The organism is Micromonospora cremea, from assembly GCF_900143515.1.
Lineage (GTDB): Bacteria > Actinomycetota > Actinomycetes > Mycobacteriales > Micromonosporaceae > Micromonospora > Micromonospora cremea.
On record NZ_FSQT01000002.1, the window covers coordinates 4,336,945 to 4,353,763 of the forward strand.

Sequence of the window (16,819 nt, forward strand, 5' to 3'; positions counted from 1 at the left end):
TCAGGACACCAATCCGGTGAGAACGGCGAACGGGACCACCAGGTATCCGGCGCACAGCAGCACGGCGAAGACCAGCGCGGCGTTGCGCGCCCGGCGCTCGCCCCGCGGCGTCTGCTGGCCGAGGCTGCGGAACGCGCTGAAGGCGCCGTGCCGCAGGTGGAAGCCCACCGCGACGATGGCGAGGGTGTAGAAGAGCGTGACGTACCAGCGCTCCGGCGCGAAGTCGGCGACGACGTTGCCGTACGGCTTGCTGGCGTCACCGACCGGGTTCAGCGTGCCGGTGGTCAGGTCCAGGAGGTGGTAGATGACGAAGAGCAGGATGATCACCCCGCCCCAGCGCATGGTGCGGGCGGCGTAGCTGCCGTTGACCTTCTTGCGGTGGGCGTACTTCACCGGGCGGGCCGCGCGGGCTCGCCGGGCCAGCACGGTCGCGGCCACGATGTGGGCGACGACCGCCACCACCAGCCCGGTGCGCAGGATCCACAGGAACCACACGCCGGGCAGCAGCGGCTTGCCGATGTCGCGCAGCCAGTGCGCGTAGTGGTCGAACGAGGTCTCCCCCGTGAACACCTTCAGGTTCCCGAGCATGTGCGCGATCAGGAACAGCGCCAGCAGGATGCCCGTCACCGCCATGACGGCCTTGAGGCCGACGTTGGAGCGGATGGGCGACCGAGTTTTCGTCATTACCACGCAACCGACGCTAGGAGCACTTCGATCAGTCGTCCAATGCATCAAACTCGTAGTGTCGATAGCCATAAGCTATGTAGATGCAACTCCATCAGCTCCGCTACTTCGTCGCGGTGGCCGAAGTACGACATTTCACCCAAGCCGCCGACCTCGTAGGCATCACTCAGCCTTCTCTCAGTAAGCAAATTCACGCTCTGGAGACCGACCTCGGGGCGCCCCTGTTCGAACGGGTACGGGGCAACATCGCCCTCACCGCGGCGGGCGAGGTGCTGCTGCCGTTGGCCACCCGGATCCTCGCCGACGTGGAGACCGCGACCCGGGAGGTCCAGGAACTGGTCGGGCTGCGCCGGGGCCGGGTCCGGCTCGGCGCCACCCCCAGCCTCGCCACGTCGCTCGCACCGCCGGTGCTGCGCCGGTTCCGCGACGCGCACCCCACCGTCGACCTCAAGGTCCAGGAGGGTGGGTCCCAGGACCTCGTGCGCGACCTGCTCCGCGGCGACCTCGACCTGGCGCTGATCATCATGCCGGCCCAGGGCGCGGACCCGGGGCTGCGCGTCGACCCGATCCTGCAGGAGAGCCTGGTGGTGGCCTCGGTGGGGGAGGTGCCGACCGCCTCGGCGAACGGGGAACTGCGCATCACCGACCTGCGCGACCAGCCGATGGTGATGTTCCGGGAGGGCTACGACCTGCGCGACGCCACCATTGAGGCATGCCGCGCGGCGGGCTTCGAGCCGACCTTCGCGGTGGACGGCGGTGAGATGGACGCGGTCCTCAGCTTCGTCGAGGCAGGGCTTGGCATCGCGCTGGTGCCCGGCATCGTGCTGGCTCGCCGGCCGGGAGTGCGGATCACCCCCCTGGCGCCGCCCGGGGTCCGGCGGACCATCGCGGTGGCCCGCCGGCGGGACGTCGTGCCGACCCACGCCGGTCGGGAGCTCCGGCGGATCCTGCTCGACTACGTACAGACCGCGATCGACCGCGACGACCTCCCGCCGGGCGTGGACCCCCGCTGATCGTCGTCAGCGGCCTTCGGCCTCGTCCATCGCCCGGTAGATCCGCTGCTCCGAGACGGGGTACGGAGTGCCCAGCGCCTGGGCGAAGACGTTCACCCGCAACTCCTCGATCATCCAGCGGATCTGCCGGACGGCGGTCTCCTGCCGGCGCGCCGGCGGCAGCGCGGCGAGCAGGTCGGCGTACTCCTTCTGCACCGCCGCGACCCGGTCCTGCTGCTGACGGTCCCGCTGCGGGTTGCTCGCCAGCCGGTCCAGCCGGCGCTCGATGGCGGTGAGGTAGCGCAGCAGGTCGGGCAGGCGCGCGTACCCCGTCTCGGTGATGAAACCGGCGTGCACCAGCCCGGCGAGCTGGTTGCGGATGTCGGCCAGCGCGGCCACCACGGCGAGGTTCCGGGTGGCGCCGAGCCGCTGCTCGACGGCGTACGCCGCGGCGAGCACCTTGCGGACCCGGTCCATCACCTCGACCACGGTGTCGACCAGGTCGGCGCGGACCTTCTCGCGGAGCGCCGCGAACCCCTCGGCGTCCCAGGCCGGCCCGCCGGCGGCACCGATCAGCCGGTCGATGGCCGCGCCCGCCGCGTCCTCGATCAGCTCCTGCACGCCGCCGTGCGGGTTGCGGCTCAGCGCCAGCTTCGCCTCGTTGCTCAGCCGGCCCTGCAGGAACCGCGCCGGGGACGGCACGGTGAGCCGCAGCAGCCGGCGGGTGCCGGCCCAGTGCGCCGCCTCCGCTTCGGCGGGGGAGTCGAAGACCTTCACCCCGACCGTGGCGCCCTCGTCGACCAGCGCCGGGTACGCGGTCACCGCGTAGCCGGCGCGGACCTGCTCGATGGTGCGCGGCAGCGTGCCGATGCTCCACTCGCGCAGCCCGGTACGGGCCACCTCCGGCGCGGCGGCCGCCACCACCTGGCGTACCTCCTGGCGGAGCTGGCGTTGCAGGGCCGGTAGGTCCTTGCCCTCGGCGACCGGCTTGTCGTCGTCGCCCAGCACCCGGAAGGTGACCCGCAGGTGGGCCGGGAGCTTGCCCGGTTCCCAGGCGTCGCGGGGCACGGTGACACCGGTCATCCGGCGCAGCTGCCGGGTGAGCGCGTCCAGCAGCGGCTCCTCGCCAGGAGTGATCGACGCCAGGGCGGCCCGCGCGAAGTCCGGCACCGGGACGAAGTTGCGGCGCAACGCCTTGGGCAGCGAGCGGATCAGCGCGATCACCAGCTCCTCGCGCAGCCCGGGCACCTGCCAGTCGAAGCTCTCCGCCGGCACCTGGTTGAGCAGCGGCAGCGGGATGTCCACGGTGACGCCGTCGGTCGGCGTGCCCGGCTCGAACCGGTACGTCAGCGGCAGGGTCACCCCGTCGGCCCGCCACTCGTCCGGGTAGTCGCCCTCGTCCACCCCGGGCCGGCCGTCGTTGACCAGCAGGTCGCGGGTGAAGGTGAGCAGGTCGGGCTGCTCCCGGCGGGTCTTCTTCCACCAAGCGTCGAAGTGCCGGCCGGAGACCACGTCGGCCGGGATCCGCTGGTCGTAGAAGCTGAAGATCGTCTCGTCGTCGACCAGGATGTCCCGCCGTCGGGCCCGGCTCTCCAGCTCCTCGATCTCACCCAGCAGCCGCTGGTTGTCGCCCCAGAACTGGTGGTGGGTCTGCCAGTCGCCCTCGACGAGGGCGTGCCGGATGAACAGCTCACGGCTCAGCGCCGGGTCGATCCGGCCGAAATTCACCTTGCGCGAGGTCACCAGCGGGACGCCGTACAGGGTGACCTTCTCGAAGGCCATGACCGCGGCCTGCTTCTTCTCCCAGTGCGGCTCGCTGTAGCTGCGCTTGACCAGGTGCTGCGCGAGCGGTTCGACCCACTCCGGCTCGACCCGGCCGGCGATCCGGCCCCACAGCCGGGACGTCTCCACCAGCTCGGCGGCCATCACCCAGCGCGGCGGCTTCTTGAACAGCGCCGAGCCGGGGAAGAGCGCGAACTTCGCCCCCCGGGCGCCCAGGTACTCATGCTTCTGGGCGTCCTTCAGGCCGATGTGCGACAGCAGGCCGGGCAGCAGCGACTGGTGCACCTTCGGGGTGTCGATCTCCTCCGGCAGGTCGGCGCCGCGACGGCTCTCACCCCGGCCGGCGTCCGCGCCGTTCGCCGTGTCGCGCGCCGGTCGCTTCCCGCGCCGGTCGCCGTCCTCCGGGGTACGCAGCACCTGGCGCAGTTGGCCGACGATGTCCTGCCACTCGCGGACCCGCAGGTAGTTCAGGTACTCCGCCTTGCACATCCGGCGGAACGCGCTGGACGACAGCGCCCGCTGCTGCTCCCGCAGGTAGCGCCAGAGGTTGAGGAAGGCGACGAAGTCCGACTCCTTGTCGGCGAACCGGGCGTGTGCCTGGTCGGCCTGGGCCTGCTTCTCCGCCGGCCGCTCCCGCGGGTCCTGAATGGAGAGCGCGGCGGCGATCACCAGCACCTCGGTGGCGCAACCGTTGCGCTCGCCCTCGACGACCATGCGGGCCAGTCGCGGGTCGACCGGCAGTTGGGCCAGCCGCCGGCCCAGCGCGGTGAGCCGCTTCGCCGGGTCGGCCTCGGCCGGGTCGAGCGCGCCCAGCTCGTGCAGCAGGTTGATCCCGTCGGTGATGTTGCGCCGGTCCGGCGGGTCGATGAACGGGAACGCGGCGAGGTCGCCGAGCCCGATCGCGGTCATCTGGAGGATGACCGACGCCAGGTTGGTGCGCAGGATCTCCGGGTCGGTGAACTCCGGCCGGGAGAGGAAGTCCTGCTCGTCGTAGAGGCGGATGCAGATGCCGTCCGAGGTCCGGCCGCAGCGCCCCTTGCGCTGGTTGGCCGACGCCTGGGAGATCGGCTCGATTGGCAGCCGCTGCACCTTGAGGCGGCTGGAGTAGCGGGAGATCCGGGCGGTGCCCGGGTCCACGACGTACTTGATGCCGGGCACGGTCAACGAGGTCTCCGCGACGTTGGTGGCAAGCACCACCCGACGTGCGGTGTGCGCGGCGAAGACCCGGTGCTGTTCGGCGGAGGAGAGCCGGGCGTACAGCGGCAGGATCTCGGTGCCGAGCAGCGAGCGCTTCTTCTGCACCAGCTTGCTCAGCGCGTCGGCGGTGTCCCGGATCTCCCGTTCCCCGCTGAGGAAGACCAGGATGTCACCGGGGCCCTCGGCGGCCAGCTCCTCGACGGCGTCGCCGATCGCCTGGATCTGGTCGCGGACGGTCTCCTCGTCGCCGTCGCCGTCCTCCTCACCCTCGGCGACCTCGACCAGCGGCCGGTAGCGCACCTCCACCGGATAGGTCCGCCCCGAGACCTCCACCACCGGCGCCGGTACGCCCTGCGGCTCGTCGGCGGTGGGTCGTCCGGCGAAGTGCCGGGCGAAGCGGTCAGTCTCGATGGTCGCCGAGGTGATGATCACCTTGAGGTCCGGTCGCCGGGGCAGCAGCTCCCGCAGGTACCCGAGGATGAAGTCGATGTTGAGGCTGCGCTCGTGCGCCTCGTCGATGATCAACGTGTCGTACTGGCGCAGCATCCGGTCGGTCTGCAACTCGGCCAGCAGGATGCCGTCGGTCATCAGCTTGACCAGGCTGCGCTCGCTGACCTGGTCGGTGAAGCGCACCTTGTAGCCGACCACGTCACCCAGTTCGGTGCCCAGCTCGTCGGCGATCCGGTCGGCGACCGTCCGGGCGGCCAGCCGCCGGGGCTGGGTGTGCCCGATCAGCCCGTGCACTCCGCGCCCCAGCTCCAGGCAGATCTTGGGTATCTGGGTGGTCTTGCCGGAGCCGGTCTCGCCAGCCACGATCACCACTTGGTGGTCGCGGATGGCGGCGGCGATGTCGTCCTTGCGCTCGCTGACTGGTAACCCCGCGGGGTACGTGATCACGGGTACGGCGGCCCGCCGGGCGGCGATCCGCTGCTCGGCGCGGGCCAGGTCGGTGGTGATCTCGGCCAGCGCCGCCTCCCGGCGCTGCGGGTCACGCAGCTTGCGGGCGCCGTCCAGCCGTCGCTGGAGCCGGCGTTGGTCGCGGAACATCAGGGGGGTGAGGCGGCGGTGCAGCTCGCGGACGGGATCGGTCGCGGCGGAGGCGGCTGGATTCTGCATGTCGTGCCCAAGGATAGGCAGCCCGGCCGCGTACCGCCCCCGGGTTACCGCGCCACCGCCGGTTGGACGCTCGCGCGGCGGTCTACAGTTGGCGGCCGACGTCGAGCGCGAGGGGCCGGAATGGAGCTGCGGGACACCGACCGGGCGCTGGTGCAGGCCGCCACGGCGGTCGCCAAGCTGCGCTGCCGCAGCCAGAACCACACCGTCGCGGCCGCCGCCCGGACCGCCGACGGGCGGGTCTTCACCGGGGTGAACGTCCACCACGTCACCGGCGGAACGTGCGCCGAGCTGATCGTCGTCGGCACCGCCGCGACGCAGGGCGTGACCGGGCTGGAGACGATCGTGACGGTGGCCGACCGGGGACGCGAGATCGTCGCGCCGTGCGACCGGTGCCGCCAGGTGCTGCGGGACCACTTCCCGGCGCTGCGAGTGATCATCGGCTCGGTGGAGGCCCTGCGGTTGCTCCCGATCGGTGAGCTGCCACCGGAGCACCACGTCGAGGATGGGCAGCAGAACACGACTTCGCCGGCCAGCGCGCCGGCTCCTCCGGCGGCCCGCAGCGCCGCAGCCGGCTGACCGGACCGGCCCCTGGCGCGTTCAGTCGCCGGCCGCCGCCTCCAGCATCGACCGGGGCACCGGCACGCTCTCGAACCGCACGTTGCCCTCCGGCACCAGCCAGCTCATGACCTGCACGGCCAGCCGCCCGGCCCGCACCGCCGGATCGTTGTGATACAGCTCGCGGGCGGTGTCCGGGTCCACCGAGAGCACGACGAAGCCGCGCAGCCGCTCGTCGTCGCCGGCCAGGAACGGACCGGCCGCGAGCACGAGGCCCTGCTCCACCAGACCCGCCTGATGGGCCAGGTGGGCGTTCTGCAACCGGTCGACCGCGTCCAGCGGCAGCTCCGGGGCGTCCGCCGGCCGGACCAGAAGCACGACCGTGTGCTGGTCGAATCGCATGCTCCCACCCTAGGCGCGCCGCCCCCTCGGCGCGGGCGTCCGTCCTGGTCCGCCCGGGATCGACGGGCGCCAGTTAGGCCACCCTCAGCACGTCGGCTAAGGTAAGGCGAACCTAAGCGCGAACGTGCAGGAGACCCGTGACCACCCTCGCGACCCGCCCGGCCCCGGCCCGCAGCCGGTCCGGCACCCGCACCGGCCGCCGGGTGGCCGTCACCGTCGCCGCCGCGCTGGTGCTGCTGCTCACCGTGCTGGCCAGCTTCGCGCTCGGCAGCCGGCAACTCGGCGTCGACCAGGTCTGGCACGCACTCGTCGCGCCGGACGGCGGCGACGCCAGCACCATCGTCCGCGAGCTGCGGGTGCCGCGCACCGCGCTCGGCCTCGCCGTCGGGCTCGCGCTCGCCGTGGCCGGCGTGCTGTTCCAGGCGCTCACCCGCAACCCACTCGCCGAGCCGCGCATCCTCGGCATCAGCGCCGGCGCGTCGTTCGGCGTGGTGCTGGCCATCTCCGTCTTCGGTATCGGCACGCTCGCCGGGTACGTCTGGTTCGGCATCGCCGGTGCGCTGCTCGCCGGGCTGCTGGTCTTCGCCATCGCCACCCGGGCCCGCGAGGGCGCCAGCCCGGTCACCCTCGCGCTGGTCGGCGCGGCGCTCGACGCCAGCCTCGCCTCTGGGGTGTACGCGCTGCTCAGCATCGACGCCCGCACCTTCGAGGAGTACCGGTTCTGGGTGGTCGGCGGGCTGGCCGGGCGGGACCTGTCGGTCACCGCTCAGGTGCTGCCCTTCGTCCTCGCCGGGCTGGTGCTGGCCGCCCTGGTGGCCCGGGGTCTGGACGCGTTGGCCCTCGGCGACGACGTGGCCCGCGGCCTCGGCAACCGGGTCGGCCTGGTCCGCCTCGGCGGTGGCCTCGCCGCGGTGCTGCTGACCGGGGCCGCGGTGGCGGCGGCCGGCCCGGTCGCCTTCGTCGGGTTGGCCGTGCCGCACCTGGCGCGCGCCCTGGTCGGCGCGGACCACCGCTGGACCCTCGCCGTCTCCGCCCTGCTCGGGCCGGCGCTGCTGCTCGGCGCCGACGTCGTCGGCCGGCTCGTCGCCCCGCCCGGCGAGATACCGGCCGGGATCGTCACCGCCCTGATCGGCGCGCCGCTGCTGGCCGTGCTGGTCCGCCGTGCCCGGGTGGTGACCGCGTGACCACCGTCGACCGCCGCCCCGACTCCACGACCCCGGCGTCTGACGCCGACGCGTCGCCCGGTACCGCCGGCGCACGGCTGCCCGGGCGGTCGCTGCTGCGGATCGGCCCGGTCAGCCTGCAGGTCCGCCGCCGCGCGGTGCTGGTGGCCGCCGCGCTGACCGTGCTGCTCCTGCTGGCCGTGGTGCTCAGCCTCTCCCTGGGCACCCCGTACGTCGCCCCGGCCGACGTGCTGCGCGCGCTCTCCGGGGCGGGCACCCCGTACGACCTGGTCGTCTTTGATCTTCGGCTGCCGCGGATCGTGCTGGCCGCGGTGGCCGGCGCGGCCTTCGGCGTGGCCGGGACATTGATCCAGAGCGTGGCCCGCAATCCGCTGGCGAGCCCGGACGTCATCGGCATCACCCAGGGCGCCGGGCTCGCCGCGACCGTCGCACTGACCAGCGGGGCCGCCGCGGTGCTGGTGGCCCCCACCGCGCTGGTGGGCGGGCTGCTCGCCGCGGTGCTGCTGTTCGCCCTCGGTGCTCGGCACGGGCTGGCCGCGCAGCGGTTCGTGCTCGCCGGGGTGGCGGTCGCCTTCGCCTTCCGGGCGCTGACCGAGGTGGTCATGCTCACCGCCGACCCGATCGACGGGCTGCGCGCGCAGATCTGGCTGATCGGCACCCTGGCCGGCAAGGGCTGGACCGAGGCCGCCTGGATCGCCGGCACGCTGCTGGTGCTGCTGCCGGTGCTGGCCTGGGCCGGTTGGGCGTTGAACAGCACCGCGCTGGACGACGACACCGCGCGTGGGGTCGGGCTGCGCCCGGTTGCCCGCCGCATCGGGCTCGCCGGCACCGGCGTACTCGTCGCCGCGATGGTCACCGCCCAGGTCGGCGCCGTCGACTTCGTGGCCCTGGTCGCGCCCCAGGTGGCCCGGCGGCTGGTGCGGGCCGAACGGCCGCCGCTGGTCTGCGCGGCACTGCTCGGCGCGCTGCTGCTGGTGCTGGCCGATCTGGCCGGGCGACGGCTGTTCGCACCCACCCAACTGCCGGCCGGCGTGCTGACCGCGGCGATCGGCGGGCCGTACCTGATCTTCCTGCTGCTGCGCGGACGGCGGCGGTCCTCGTGACGCCTCTAAGGAGTGGTGCGATGCTCTCCACCCGCGACCTGGTCGCTGGCTACGACGAGCGGACCGTGCTCGACGGGCTCGACCTGGACCTGCCGACCGACGCGTTCACCGTGATCGTCGGGCCGAACGCGTGCGGCAAGTCCACCCTGCTGCGGACCATGGCCCGGCTGCTCACCCCCCGCCGTGGCACGGTGCTGCTGGACGGCAGCGCCATCCGCGACCTGCCGACCCGGGAGGTGGCCCGCCGGCTCGGCGTGCTGCCGCAGAGCCCGCTGGTGCCCGAGGGCGTCACCGTGGCCGACCTGGTGGGGCGCGGCCGGCAGCCGTACCAGCGGTGGTGGCGGCAGTGGTCGCCGGAGGACGGCGCGGCGGTGGACCGGGCGATGGCCCTGGCCGACGTGGCCGGCCTGGCCGACCGGCCGGTCGACAGCCTCTCCGGCGGCCAGCGGCAACGGGTGTGGATCGCCATGACCCTCGCGCAGGACACCGACGCCCTGCTGCTGGACGAGCCGACCACCTTCCTCGACCTGGCCCATCAGGTGGAGGTGCTGGACCTGCTGCACCGGCTGCGCGTCGAGCGGGGCCGCACCGTGGTCGCCGTGCTGCACGACCTGAACCAGGCCGCCCGCTACGCCGACCACCTGGTCGCGATGCGCGCCGGCACGGTGGTGGCCGCGGGGCCGCCCCGGGAGATCCTCACCGCAGACCTGGTCCGTGACGTCTTCGGGCTGGCCTGCGTGGTCGTGCCCTGCCCGGTGACCGGTGCGCCCCTGGTGGTGCCCGCGCACACCGGCGGCACCACCGCCCGCCCGGTCACCCCCTCCGCCCAACCCGCCGACGACGGGAGCAACCCGCTCGCCGGCTCGTACCCTTCGAAAGGACTCTGATGCGTCGTCTCGTCGCCGCCCTCGCCGCGGCCGTCGCCCTCGGCGTCGGACTCACCGCCTGCGGTGAGAGCGACCCGGTCGCCGGCTCCACCACCGGGGAGACCCGGGAGATCACCCACGCCATGGGCACAACCAAGGTCCCGGCGGAGCCCAAGCGCGTCGTCGTGCTCGACACCGACAAGATCGACACGGCGCTCTCGCTGGGCGTCACGCCGGTCGGCGCCGCCACCGCCGGTGAGGCCAAGAGCTGGCCGACCTACTTCGGCGCGGACAAGCTCGCCAGCATCAAGGAGGTCGGGGTGCTCACCGAGCCCGACCTGGAGGCGATCAACGCGCTGAAGCCGGACCTCATCCTGGGCAGCAAGTTCCGCCAGGAGAAGTTCTACGACGAGCTGGCCGCCATCGCGCCGACGGTGTTCACCGACAAGGTCGGCATCACCTGGAAGGAGAACTTCCTCCTCGACGGCAAGGCGCTCGGCCACGAGCAGCAGGCCAAGGATCTGCTCGCCGCGTACGAGAAGCGCGCCAAGGACTTCGGAACCACGCTCGGCGACGCCGCCGCCCGCAAGGTGTCGATCGTGCGGTTCCTCCCCGGCAACATCCGGGTTTACGGCCCGGACTCGTTCTCCGGCATCGTCATCGGCGACACCGGCCTGGGCCGCCCCGAGCGGCAGCAGCTCGCCAACAAGGAGGACAAGCGTTTCGACCTGGTCAGCCCCGAGCGGATCAACGAGGTCGATGGTGACGTCATCTTCGTGACCGCGTACGGCGACAAGGCCGCCGCCGAGCAGGCCAAGATGACCGCCGGCACCCTCTGGAAGGGCCTCGGCGCGGTCAAGGCCGGCAAGGCGTACCCGGTCGCCGACGAGGTGTGGATGACCGGCATCGGCGTCGGCGCCGCCAACAAGATCCTCGACGACCTGGCGAAGTACCTCCCCGCCGCCTAACCCCCGCGCGCCGCGCGCCACGCCCCAAGATCCGCGCAACTTCAGGGATCCTGCTGCCTCACGAGCTGATGAGACGGCAGGATCCCTGAAGTTGCGCGGATCTTGCATTGTCTGCGTTAGCGGGAGCGGGTGTGGAGGGCTTGGCGGAGTTCGCCCAGGAAGGCGTCGAAGTCCTCGCGGAGTCGTTTCGCCGTGACATGCAGGACGATCCAGTCCTCGCCGAGCAGGCGGTTGAGTCGGCGCCGGTCCCGGTGGAACTGCTCCGGATCGTGATGCCACAGACCGTCGTACTCGACGGTGACCTTGAGGTGCGGCCAGGCCAGGTCGAGGCGTGCGACGAACCTGCCGTCGCGCTCGACCACGAACTGGGTCACGCGCGTTGGCAGCCCTGCGAGCACGATCCGTACCCTGAGCCGGGACTCCGGTGCCGACTCCGCCCCCGCGTCGGCCAGCTCGGCTACCCGCGCCATTCGCTTCCAGCCTCGGCTGCCGACCCGTGCCCGGGCCTCGGTGCGTAGCTGAGGGAGCGCCACCAGCCGTTGGCCGGCCAGTCGGTCCACGATGGCGACAGCCTCCTCAGTCGCGAGCCACTGGGCCAAATCCCCGCAGGTGCGGACCGGCGTGGTCAGCGGAATGCCGGCGCGCACCGCAACATCGGTCTGGGTGACTGCACCGTGTGCACGACGAGCCCTGTGACCGGCCCGAACCGCTGCCCGGCGGGCACGAGCACGTCGATGGGTTCATCGTCGGCGACCGACGCCGCGCCGTAGAGAGCCGCGGCGCTGCGCCCCGCGATCACCACCCCCGGCGGCAGCACCCACCGCGCCGCGGCCGCACAGCGAGTGCGGTGGGTGACCACCAGCTGCGCGTCCGCGTAGACATCCCGGAACAGAGGGCGCCAAGCGGCGCTGCGCAGCTCCGTCCTGGTCAGCAGGACGTGGGCGACAGCGTGGGAGCCGCGGAAGACGCGTCGCTGCAACCGCGCTGGTCGACGTGGGGGAACAGGCATGACGACACCCTGACTGGCACACCTGCCTGCCGGCAGCTCCTGTGGATAACTCTCAGCGCGGCCCGCCAACGCCAAGATCCGCACAACGTCGCGGCAGCTGCTGCCTCCCGCCGTCGGGAGGAAGCGAGAACAGCGGAGCTGTGCGGATCTTGTGAGGAGGCGGGTGGGTTGTCAGGCGGCGGTGGACCAGATGGCGCGGAAGGCGGCGGCCTCGCCGGCCAGCCAGCGTTCGATCTGGTCGGGCTTGGCGTCGGTGGGCATGTGGTGGGCCTGGCCGCGCCGGACGTCGACCAGGACCGGCTCGGCGTGCGGGAGCACCGCGTCCATGTGCCGGGCCATCAGGTGCAGGGTGGCGAGCACCGCCTCCTCGCTCGGCGGGGTCTCGTCGAAGTGCAGCCGGATCGCCTCGGCCCGGCCGTCGGCGTGGCGTACCCCGAAGTGGGGGTTGATCTTGACTGGTAGATCACCCAGCATGGCCAGGGCGTCGCGGGTCTGGGCCAGGTCGACGGCGGACGGCTCGCCCAGGGAGTGCAGCCAGGCCGTGGCGCCGGGCACCAGCGCCTGGTAGAGCGGGCGCCAGCGCGGCTTGACCACGTCGACCACGCCGGTGAGGTGTGTGCCGCCGGTGTGGAAGGCGATGTCGGCCTTGAGTGCCTTGACGAACTGGCCGTGCGGGTTGAAGCCGGAGCGGCTGGCCCGCTGCTTGCGCAGGCCGCCCACGAAGGTCGCCTTGGTGGGGCCGTTGCGGTCGACGTAGCGGGTGAAGCCGAGCAGGGTGGCGTAGGGGGTGAGGGGCGTGGAGGCGGGCGCGGTCACGGGCGTCCTCCCAGGTCAGGATCTCGATTAGTACATACATTCTAATCGACGGGTCTGACATTGCCCAGCGAAGCCAGGGGTGGGATGGAGGCACCCCGCACCGGGCCGCGCACCGCGGCGCATCCGACGAACTGATCGCGGCCCGCGGTGGTCAGTCGGCCCGGGGCGGTTCCGGGGCCGTGAAGGCGGCGGTCAGGCGGATGATGCCGAACTCGAAGGCCTCGTCGAGGTCGCCGCCGAGGTTGAAGGCACCCGCCAACTCCATGCTGACGAAGCCGTTGGCCCAGGCGGTGAACATGCGGGCGGCCTCCAGGGCGTGCTCGGGCCCGGCGAGGTCGGCGGCGACGCGCAGGGCGGGGGCGCTGGCCTTGGTGAGGGCGTCGAGGCTGGGTCGGGTCTCCTCGCGGCCGTCGGCGAAGATCAGCTGATAGCCGGCCGGGTGTGCGTGGGCGAATGCGCGGAAGGCGCGGGCCAGCTCACCGAGGTCCCGGCCCGGGTCGCCGCTGCTGGCGACGGCGCTGAGCTGTTCGCCCAGGTCCTGGACGGTGGTCTCGGCGACGAGCCGGATCAGGGCGTCGCGGTTGCGGACCCGCTTGTAGAGCGACGGGGCGCGCACACCGACCCGCTCGGCGACCGCCTGCATCGTCAGGCGCGGGAGTCCATCCGACTCCAGGATGTCGCGGGCGGCCTCGACGATGTCGGCGAGCGACGTCCGATCGGGGGTCGGCATGCGGCTGCTCCTTCCGGGTGGGGCGACGGCCGTCACCATGATAGCTATAGCTTTTAGCCATGATAGCTATGTACCGTAGCCATCACGGACGTGACGGCACTTCGGGAGGCACTCATGAGGCTCGGCCCACACCTGCACCGCATCGGCAACGACATCGTCGCCGTCTACCTGATCGACACCGAGGAGGGCGTGACCGTCGTGGACGCCGGGCTCTCCGGCCACTGGTCGGAGCTGGTGGCGGAGCTGTCCGGCATGGGCCGTTCGCTCGCCGACGTCCGCGGCCTGATCCTCACCCACGGCGATACCGACCACATCGGGTTCGCCGAGCGGCTCCGGCGCGATCACGGCGTGCCGGTCCACGTGCACCGCGCGGACGCCGCCCGCGCCCGCGGCGAGGTCAAGCCCCAGGCGTCCTTCGGGAAGTTCAAGGTGGGTGCGACGGCGCGCTTCCTCTGGTACGCGAGCCGCAAGGGCGGGTTGCGCACCACCTACCTCACCGAGGTGACCGACGTCGAGGATGGTCAGGTGCTCGGCCTGCCCGGTGCCCCGCGCGTGATCGGGATGCCCGGCCACTCGCCGGGCAGCATCGCCGTGCACGTGCCGGTCGCCGACGCGGTGTTCGTCGGGGACGCGCTCACCACCCGGAACGTGCTGACCGGCCGGCAGGGTCCGCAGCCGGCGCCGTTCACCGACGACCCGGCGCTGGCGCTCGCCTCGCTCGCCCGCATCGAGGACCTGCAGGCGACGTGGATCCTGCCCGGCCACGGCGCCCCGTGGAACGGTGGCGTCCGCGAGGCGGTGCGGCAGATCAAGGCGGTGGCGGAGGCCCGGTGAGGGGAGCCGCGCATCGCCGGTGGTGTGCGGAGTCCCCGCTCGGGCAACGAGTCAGAGCTGGCCGACGTCGGTGATCCGGATGACGGCGGCGCCGATCTCGTCCGAGGCGGCCAGGTCGACTTCGGCGCTGATGCCCCAGTCGTGGTCGCCGTCGGGGTCGTCGAAGATCTGCCGGACGGTCCACCGCTCCCGGCCCTGCTCGATCATCAGCAGCGCCGGCCCGCGCGCGTCCGGCCCGACGCCGAGCGAGTCGTACGCCTCGAAGTACGGCCGCAGCGCGTCGGCCCACGCGTCGTAGTCCCAGCCGTCGGCGGCGTCCAGTTCGGCGAGCAGGTCCCAGCGGCGCAGCGCGGCCAGCTCGACGCGGCGGAACAGCGCGTTGCGCACCAGCACCCGGAACGCGCGCGTGTTGCGGGTCACCGCCGGTGGCCGGTCGGTCAGCGCGGCGTGCGCCTGGGCCACCTCCGCCACGTCGGACGGGTTGCGCAGCCGCTCCCACTCGTCGATCAGGCTGGAGTCGACCTGGCGGACCAGCTCGCCCAGCCACTCGATGAGGTCGATGAGCTCCTCGGTCTTGGCGTCCTCGGGCACCGTCTGGCGCAGCGTCTTGTACGCGTCGGCCAGGTAGCGCAGCACGAGGCCTTCCGAGCGGGTCAGCCCGTAGAACTGCACGTACTCGGTGAAGGTCATCGCCCGCTCGTACATGTCGCGGACCACGGCCTTGGGGGAGAGCTGGTGGTCGGCGACCCAAGGGTGCCCCTGCCGGTACATCTCGTACGCGGCCTCGAGCAGCTCCGCGAGGGGCTTCGGGTGGGTCACCTCGTCGAGCAGTTCGAGGCGGGCCTCGTACTCGATGCCCTCGGCCTTCATGGCGGCGACCGCCTCGCCGCGCGCCTTGAACTGCTGCGCGGAGAGGATCTGCCGGGGGTCGTCGAGGATCGACTCGATCACCGAGAGGACGTCCAGGGCGTACGACGGGGACTCGGCGTCGAGCAGTTCGATGGTGGCCAGGGCGAGGGGGGAGAGCGGCTGGTTGAGCGCGAAGTCGAGCTGGAGGTCGACGGTGAGCCGGATCCGCCGGCCGGTCTCGTCCGGCTCGGGCAGCTCCTCGACCACCCCGCCGGCCCGCAGCGCGCGGTAGATGGCGATCGCCCGGCGGATGTGACGGCGCCGCGCGGCGGCGTCCTCATGGTTGTCGGTGAGCAGGTGCCGCATCGCGGTGAACGCGTCGCCGGGCCGGCCGATGACGTTCAGCAGCATCGAGTGGCTGACCTGGAAGCTGGAGGTCAGCGGCTCCGGCTCGGCGTCGACCAGCCGGTCGAAGGTGGGCTGGCCCCAGCCGATCGAGCCCTCCGGTGGCTTCTTGCGGACCACCTTGCGGCGCTTCTTCGGGTCGTCGCCGGCCTTGGCGAGGGCCTTCTCGTTGTCGATCACGTGCTCGGGGGCCTGCACGACCACCCGGCCGATGGTGTCGAAGCCGGCGCGACCGGCCCGCCCGGCGATCTGGTGGAACTCGCGGTTCTTGAGCAGCCGGGTGCGGACCCCGTCGTACTTGGACAGGCCGGTGAACAGCACGGTGCGGATCGGCACGTTGATGCCGACGCCGAGGGTGTCGGTGCCGCAGATGACCTTGAGCAGGCCGGCCTGCGCGAGGGTCTCGACCAGCCGGCGGTACTTGGGCAGCATGCCGGCGTGGTGGACGCCGATCCCGTGTCGGACCAGCCGGGACAGCGTCTTGCCGAAGCCGGAGGTGAAGCGGAAGCCGCCGATCGCCTCGGCGATCATGTCCTTCTCGGCGCGGGTGCAGACGTTGACGCTCATCAGCGCCTGGGCGCGCTCCAGCGCGGCGGCCTGGGTGAAGTGCACCACGTACACCGGGGCCTGCTTGGTCTCCAGCAGCTCCTCGAGCGTCTCGTGCAGCGGCGTCATGGCGTACGAGAAGATCAGCGGGACGGGCCGCTCGGCCGAGCGGACGACGGCGGTCGGCCGCCCGGTGCGCCGGGTCAGGTCGTCGACGAACCGGGTGGTGTCCCCCAGGGTGGCGGACATCAGGATGAACTGGGCCTGCGGCAGCTCGATGATCGGCACCTGCCAGGCCCAGCCCCGGTCGGGCTCGGCGTAGAAGTGGAACTCATCCATGATCACCTGGCCGACGTCGGCCCGGTCGCCCTCGCGCAGCGCGAGATTGGCCAGGATCTCCGCGGTGCAGCAGATGATCGGGGCGTCGGCGTTGACGCTGGCGTCGCCGGTCAGCATGCCGACGTTCTCGGCGCCGAACACCTCGCAGAGGGCGAAGAACTTCTCCGACACCAGTGCCTTGATCGGCGCGGTGTAGAACGTGGTCCGGCTGTCCGCGAGCGCCGCGAAGTGCGCGGCGACCGCCACCAGGCTCTTGCCCGAGCCGGTGGGCGTGTTCATGATCAGGTTGGCGCCGGAGACGATCTCGATGACCGCCTCCTCCTGATGGGGGTAGAGGTCGAGGCCGCGCTCCTTCGCCCAGCCGGCGAACGCGTCGAAGAGGGTGTCGGGGTCGGCGCTAGTCGGCAGCGCGGCGGTGAGCGTCATATCCCATCCATGGTGC

The 16,819-nt window shown here is 72.3% G+C and carries 15 protein-coding genes; 7 read left to right on the plus strand and 8 right to left on the minus strand.

Annotation, left to right across the window (positions count from 1 at the left end):
* Positions 1-684: a succinate dehydrogenase cytochrome b subunit gene (locus BUS84_RS33795; protein ID WP_074318409.1), complete on the minus strand. Its 684-nt coding sequence runs from the start codon at positions 682-684 to the stop codon at positions 1-3.
* An 83-nt stretch (positions 685-767) separates the two neighbouring features.
* Between BUS84_RS33795 and BUS84_RS33800 the strand changes: the two genes are divergently transcribed.
* Positions 768-1,697, plus strand: a complete 930-nt coding sequence (locus tag BUS84_RS33800; protein WP_074318410.1) for a LysR family transcriptional regulator — start codon at positions 768-770, stop codon at positions 1,695-1,697.
* A gap of 6 nt (positions 1,698-1,703) precedes the next feature.
* Here BUS84_RS33800 and hrpA read toward each other — a convergent pair whose 3' ends face one another.
* Positions 1,704-5,771, minus strand: coding sequence for an ATP-dependent RNA helicase HrpA (hrpA, locus tag BUS84_RS33805; RefSeq protein ID WP_074318411.1), 4,068 nt, complete (start codon positions 5,769-5,771; stop codon positions 1,704-1,706).
* Between the two features lie 120 nt (positions 5,772-5,891).
* Here hrpA and BUS84_RS33810 point away from each other — a divergent pair, with 120 nt between their 5' ends.
* Positions 5,892-6,347: a cytidine/deoxycytidylate deaminase family protein gene (locus tag BUS84_RS33810; RefSeq protein ID WP_074318412.1), complete on the plus strand. Its 456-nt coding sequence runs from the start codon at positions 5,892-5,894 to the stop codon at positions 6,345-6,347.
* A 21-nt stretch (positions 6,348-6,368) separates the two neighbouring features.
* Here the strand turns inward: BUS84_RS33810 and BUS84_RS33815 are convergent, their stop codons facing one another.
* Positions 6,369-6,728, minus strand: a complete 360-nt coding sequence (locus tag BUS84_RS33815) for a YciI family protein (RefSeq protein WP_074318413.1) — start codon at positions 6,726-6,728, stop codon at positions 6,369-6,371.
* Between the two features lie 137 nt (positions 6,729-6,865).
* On the opposite strand from BUS84_RS33815, the gene BUS84_RS33820 reads away from it, so the two are divergent.
* From BUS84_RS33820 to BUS84_RS33835, 4 genes are read left to right on the plus strand one after another with little or no spacing between them, the layout of a single operon-like run.
* On the plus strand, positions 6,866-7,912 hold the full coding sequence (locus tag BUS84_RS33820) for a FecCD family ABC transporter permease (protein ID WP_074318414.1): 1,047 nt from the start codon (positions 6,866-6,868) through the stop codon (positions 7,910-7,912).
* On the plus strand, positions 7,909-9,015 hold the full coding sequence (locus BUS84_RS33825; protein ID WP_244298812.1) for a FecCD family ABC transporter permease: 1,107 nt from the start codon (positions 7,909-7,911) through the stop codon (positions 9,013-9,015). Before BUS84_RS33820 ends, BUS84_RS33825 begins: the two co-directional genes overlap by 4 nt.
* 20 nt (positions 9,016-9,035) lie before the next feature.
* On the plus strand, positions 9,036-9,902 hold the full coding sequence (locus tag BUS84_RS33830; protein WP_074318415.1) for an ABC transporter ATP-binding protein: 867 nt from the start codon (positions 9,036-9,038) through the stop codon (positions 9,900-9,902).
* Positions 9,902-10,849: an ABC transporter substrate-binding protein gene (locus BUS84_RS33835; protein WP_074318416.1), complete on the plus strand. Its 948-nt coding sequence runs from the start codon at positions 9,902-9,904 to the stop codon at positions 10,847-10,849. Before BUS84_RS33830 ends, BUS84_RS33835 begins: the two co-directional genes overlap by 1 nt.
* 116 nt (positions 10,850-10,965) lie before the next feature.
* Here BUS84_RS33835 and BUS84_RS36875 read toward each other — a convergent pair whose 3' ends face one another.
* The 4 genes from BUS84_RS36875 to BUS84_RS33850 all read right to left on the minus strand — a co-directional run bounded on the left by BUS84_RS36875 (position 10,966) and on the right by BUS84_RS33850 (position 13,404).
* The gene (locus BUS84_RS36875) at positions 10,966-11,496 is read right to left on the minus strand and encodes a hypothetical protein (protein ID WP_084757721.1); all 531 of its coding nucleotides are present in this window, start codon (positions 11,494-11,496) and stop codon (positions 10,966-10,968) included.
* Positions 11,475-11,858 carry a hypothetical protein gene (locus BUS84_RS36880; protein ID WP_143728602.1) on the minus strand — a complete coding sequence of 128 codons (384 nt, stop codon included), beginning with the start codon at positions 11,856-11,858 and terminating at the stop codon, positions 11,475-11,477. Before BUS84_RS36880 ends, BUS84_RS36875 begins: the two co-directional genes overlap by 22 nt.
* A gap of 171 nt (positions 11,859-12,029) precedes the next feature.
* A complete protein-coding gene (locus BUS84_RS33845) occupies positions 12,030-12,674 on the minus strand; it encodes a hypothetical protein (RefSeq protein ID WP_074318417.1) in 645 nt (214 codons plus the stop codon).
* 151 nt (positions 12,675-12,825) lie between these two features.
* Positions 12,826-13,404 carry a TetR/AcrR family transcriptional regulator gene (locus tag BUS84_RS33850; protein ID WP_074318418.1) on the minus strand — a complete coding sequence of 193 codons (579 nt, stop codon included), beginning with the start codon at positions 13,402-13,404 and terminating at the stop codon, positions 12,826-12,828.
* Positions 13,405-13,518: 114 nt separating this feature from the next.
* On the opposite strand from BUS84_RS33850, the gene BUS84_RS33855 reads away from it, so the two are divergent.
* Positions 13,519-14,238, plus strand: a complete 720-nt coding sequence (locus tag BUS84_RS33855) for an MBL fold metallo-hydrolase (protein ID WP_074318419.1) — start codon at positions 13,519-13,521, stop codon at positions 14,236-14,238.
* 51 nt (positions 14,239-14,289) lie between these two features.
* On the opposite strand, the gene BUS84_RS33860 is transcribed toward BUS84_RS33855, so the two are convergent.
* A complete protein-coding gene (locus BUS84_RS33860) occupies positions 14,290-16,803 on the minus strand; it encodes a DEAD/DEAH box helicase (RefSeq protein WP_074318420.1) in 2,514 nt (837 codons plus the stop codon).
* Between the last annotated feature and the right edge of the window lie 16 nt (positions 16,804-16,819).

Coding starts and splice junctions, on each gene's coding strand:
- BUS84_RS33795 (WP_074318409.1), bottom strand. CDS start 684: ATGACGAAAACTCGGTCGCCCATCCGCTCCAACGTCGGCCTCAAGGCC.
- BUS84_RS33800 (WP_074318410.1), top strand. CDS start 768: ATGCAACTCCATCAGCTCCGCTACTTCGTCGCGGTGGCCGAAGTACGA.
- hrpA (WP_074318411.1), bottom strand. CDS start 5,771: ATGCAGAATCCAGCCGCCTCCGCCGCGACCGATCCCGTCCGCGAGCTG.
- BUS84_RS33810 (WP_074318412.1), top strand. CDS start 5,892: ATGGAGCTGCGGGACACCGACCGGGCGCTGGTGCAGGCCGCCACGGCG.
- BUS84_RS33815 (WP_074318413.1), bottom strand. CDS start 6,728: ATGCGATTCGACCAGCACACGGTCGTGCTTCTGGTCCGGCCGGCGGAC.
- BUS84_RS33830 (WP_074318415.1), top strand. CDS start 9,036: ATGCTCTCCACCCGCGACCTGGTCGCTGGCTACGACGAGCGGACCGTG.
- BUS84_RS33835 (WP_074318416.1), top strand. CDS start 9,902: ATGCGTCGTCTCGTCGCCGCCCTCGCCGCGGCCGTCGCCCTCGGCGTC.
- BUS84_RS36880 (WP_143728602.1), bottom strand. CDS start 11,858: ATGCCTGTTCCCCCACGTCGACCAGCGCGGTTGCAGCGACGCGTCTTC.
- BUS84_RS33850 (WP_074318418.1), bottom strand. CDS start 13,404: ATGCCGACCCCCGATCGGACGTCGCTCGCCGACATCGTCGAGGCCGCC.
- BUS84_RS33855 (WP_074318419.1), top strand. CDS start 13,519: ATGAGGCTCGGCCCACACCTGCACCGCATCGGCAACGACATCGTCGCC.
- BUS84_RS33860 (WP_074318420.1), bottom strand. CDS start 16,803: ATGACGCTCACCGCCGCGCTGCCGACTAGCGCCGACCCCGACACCCTC.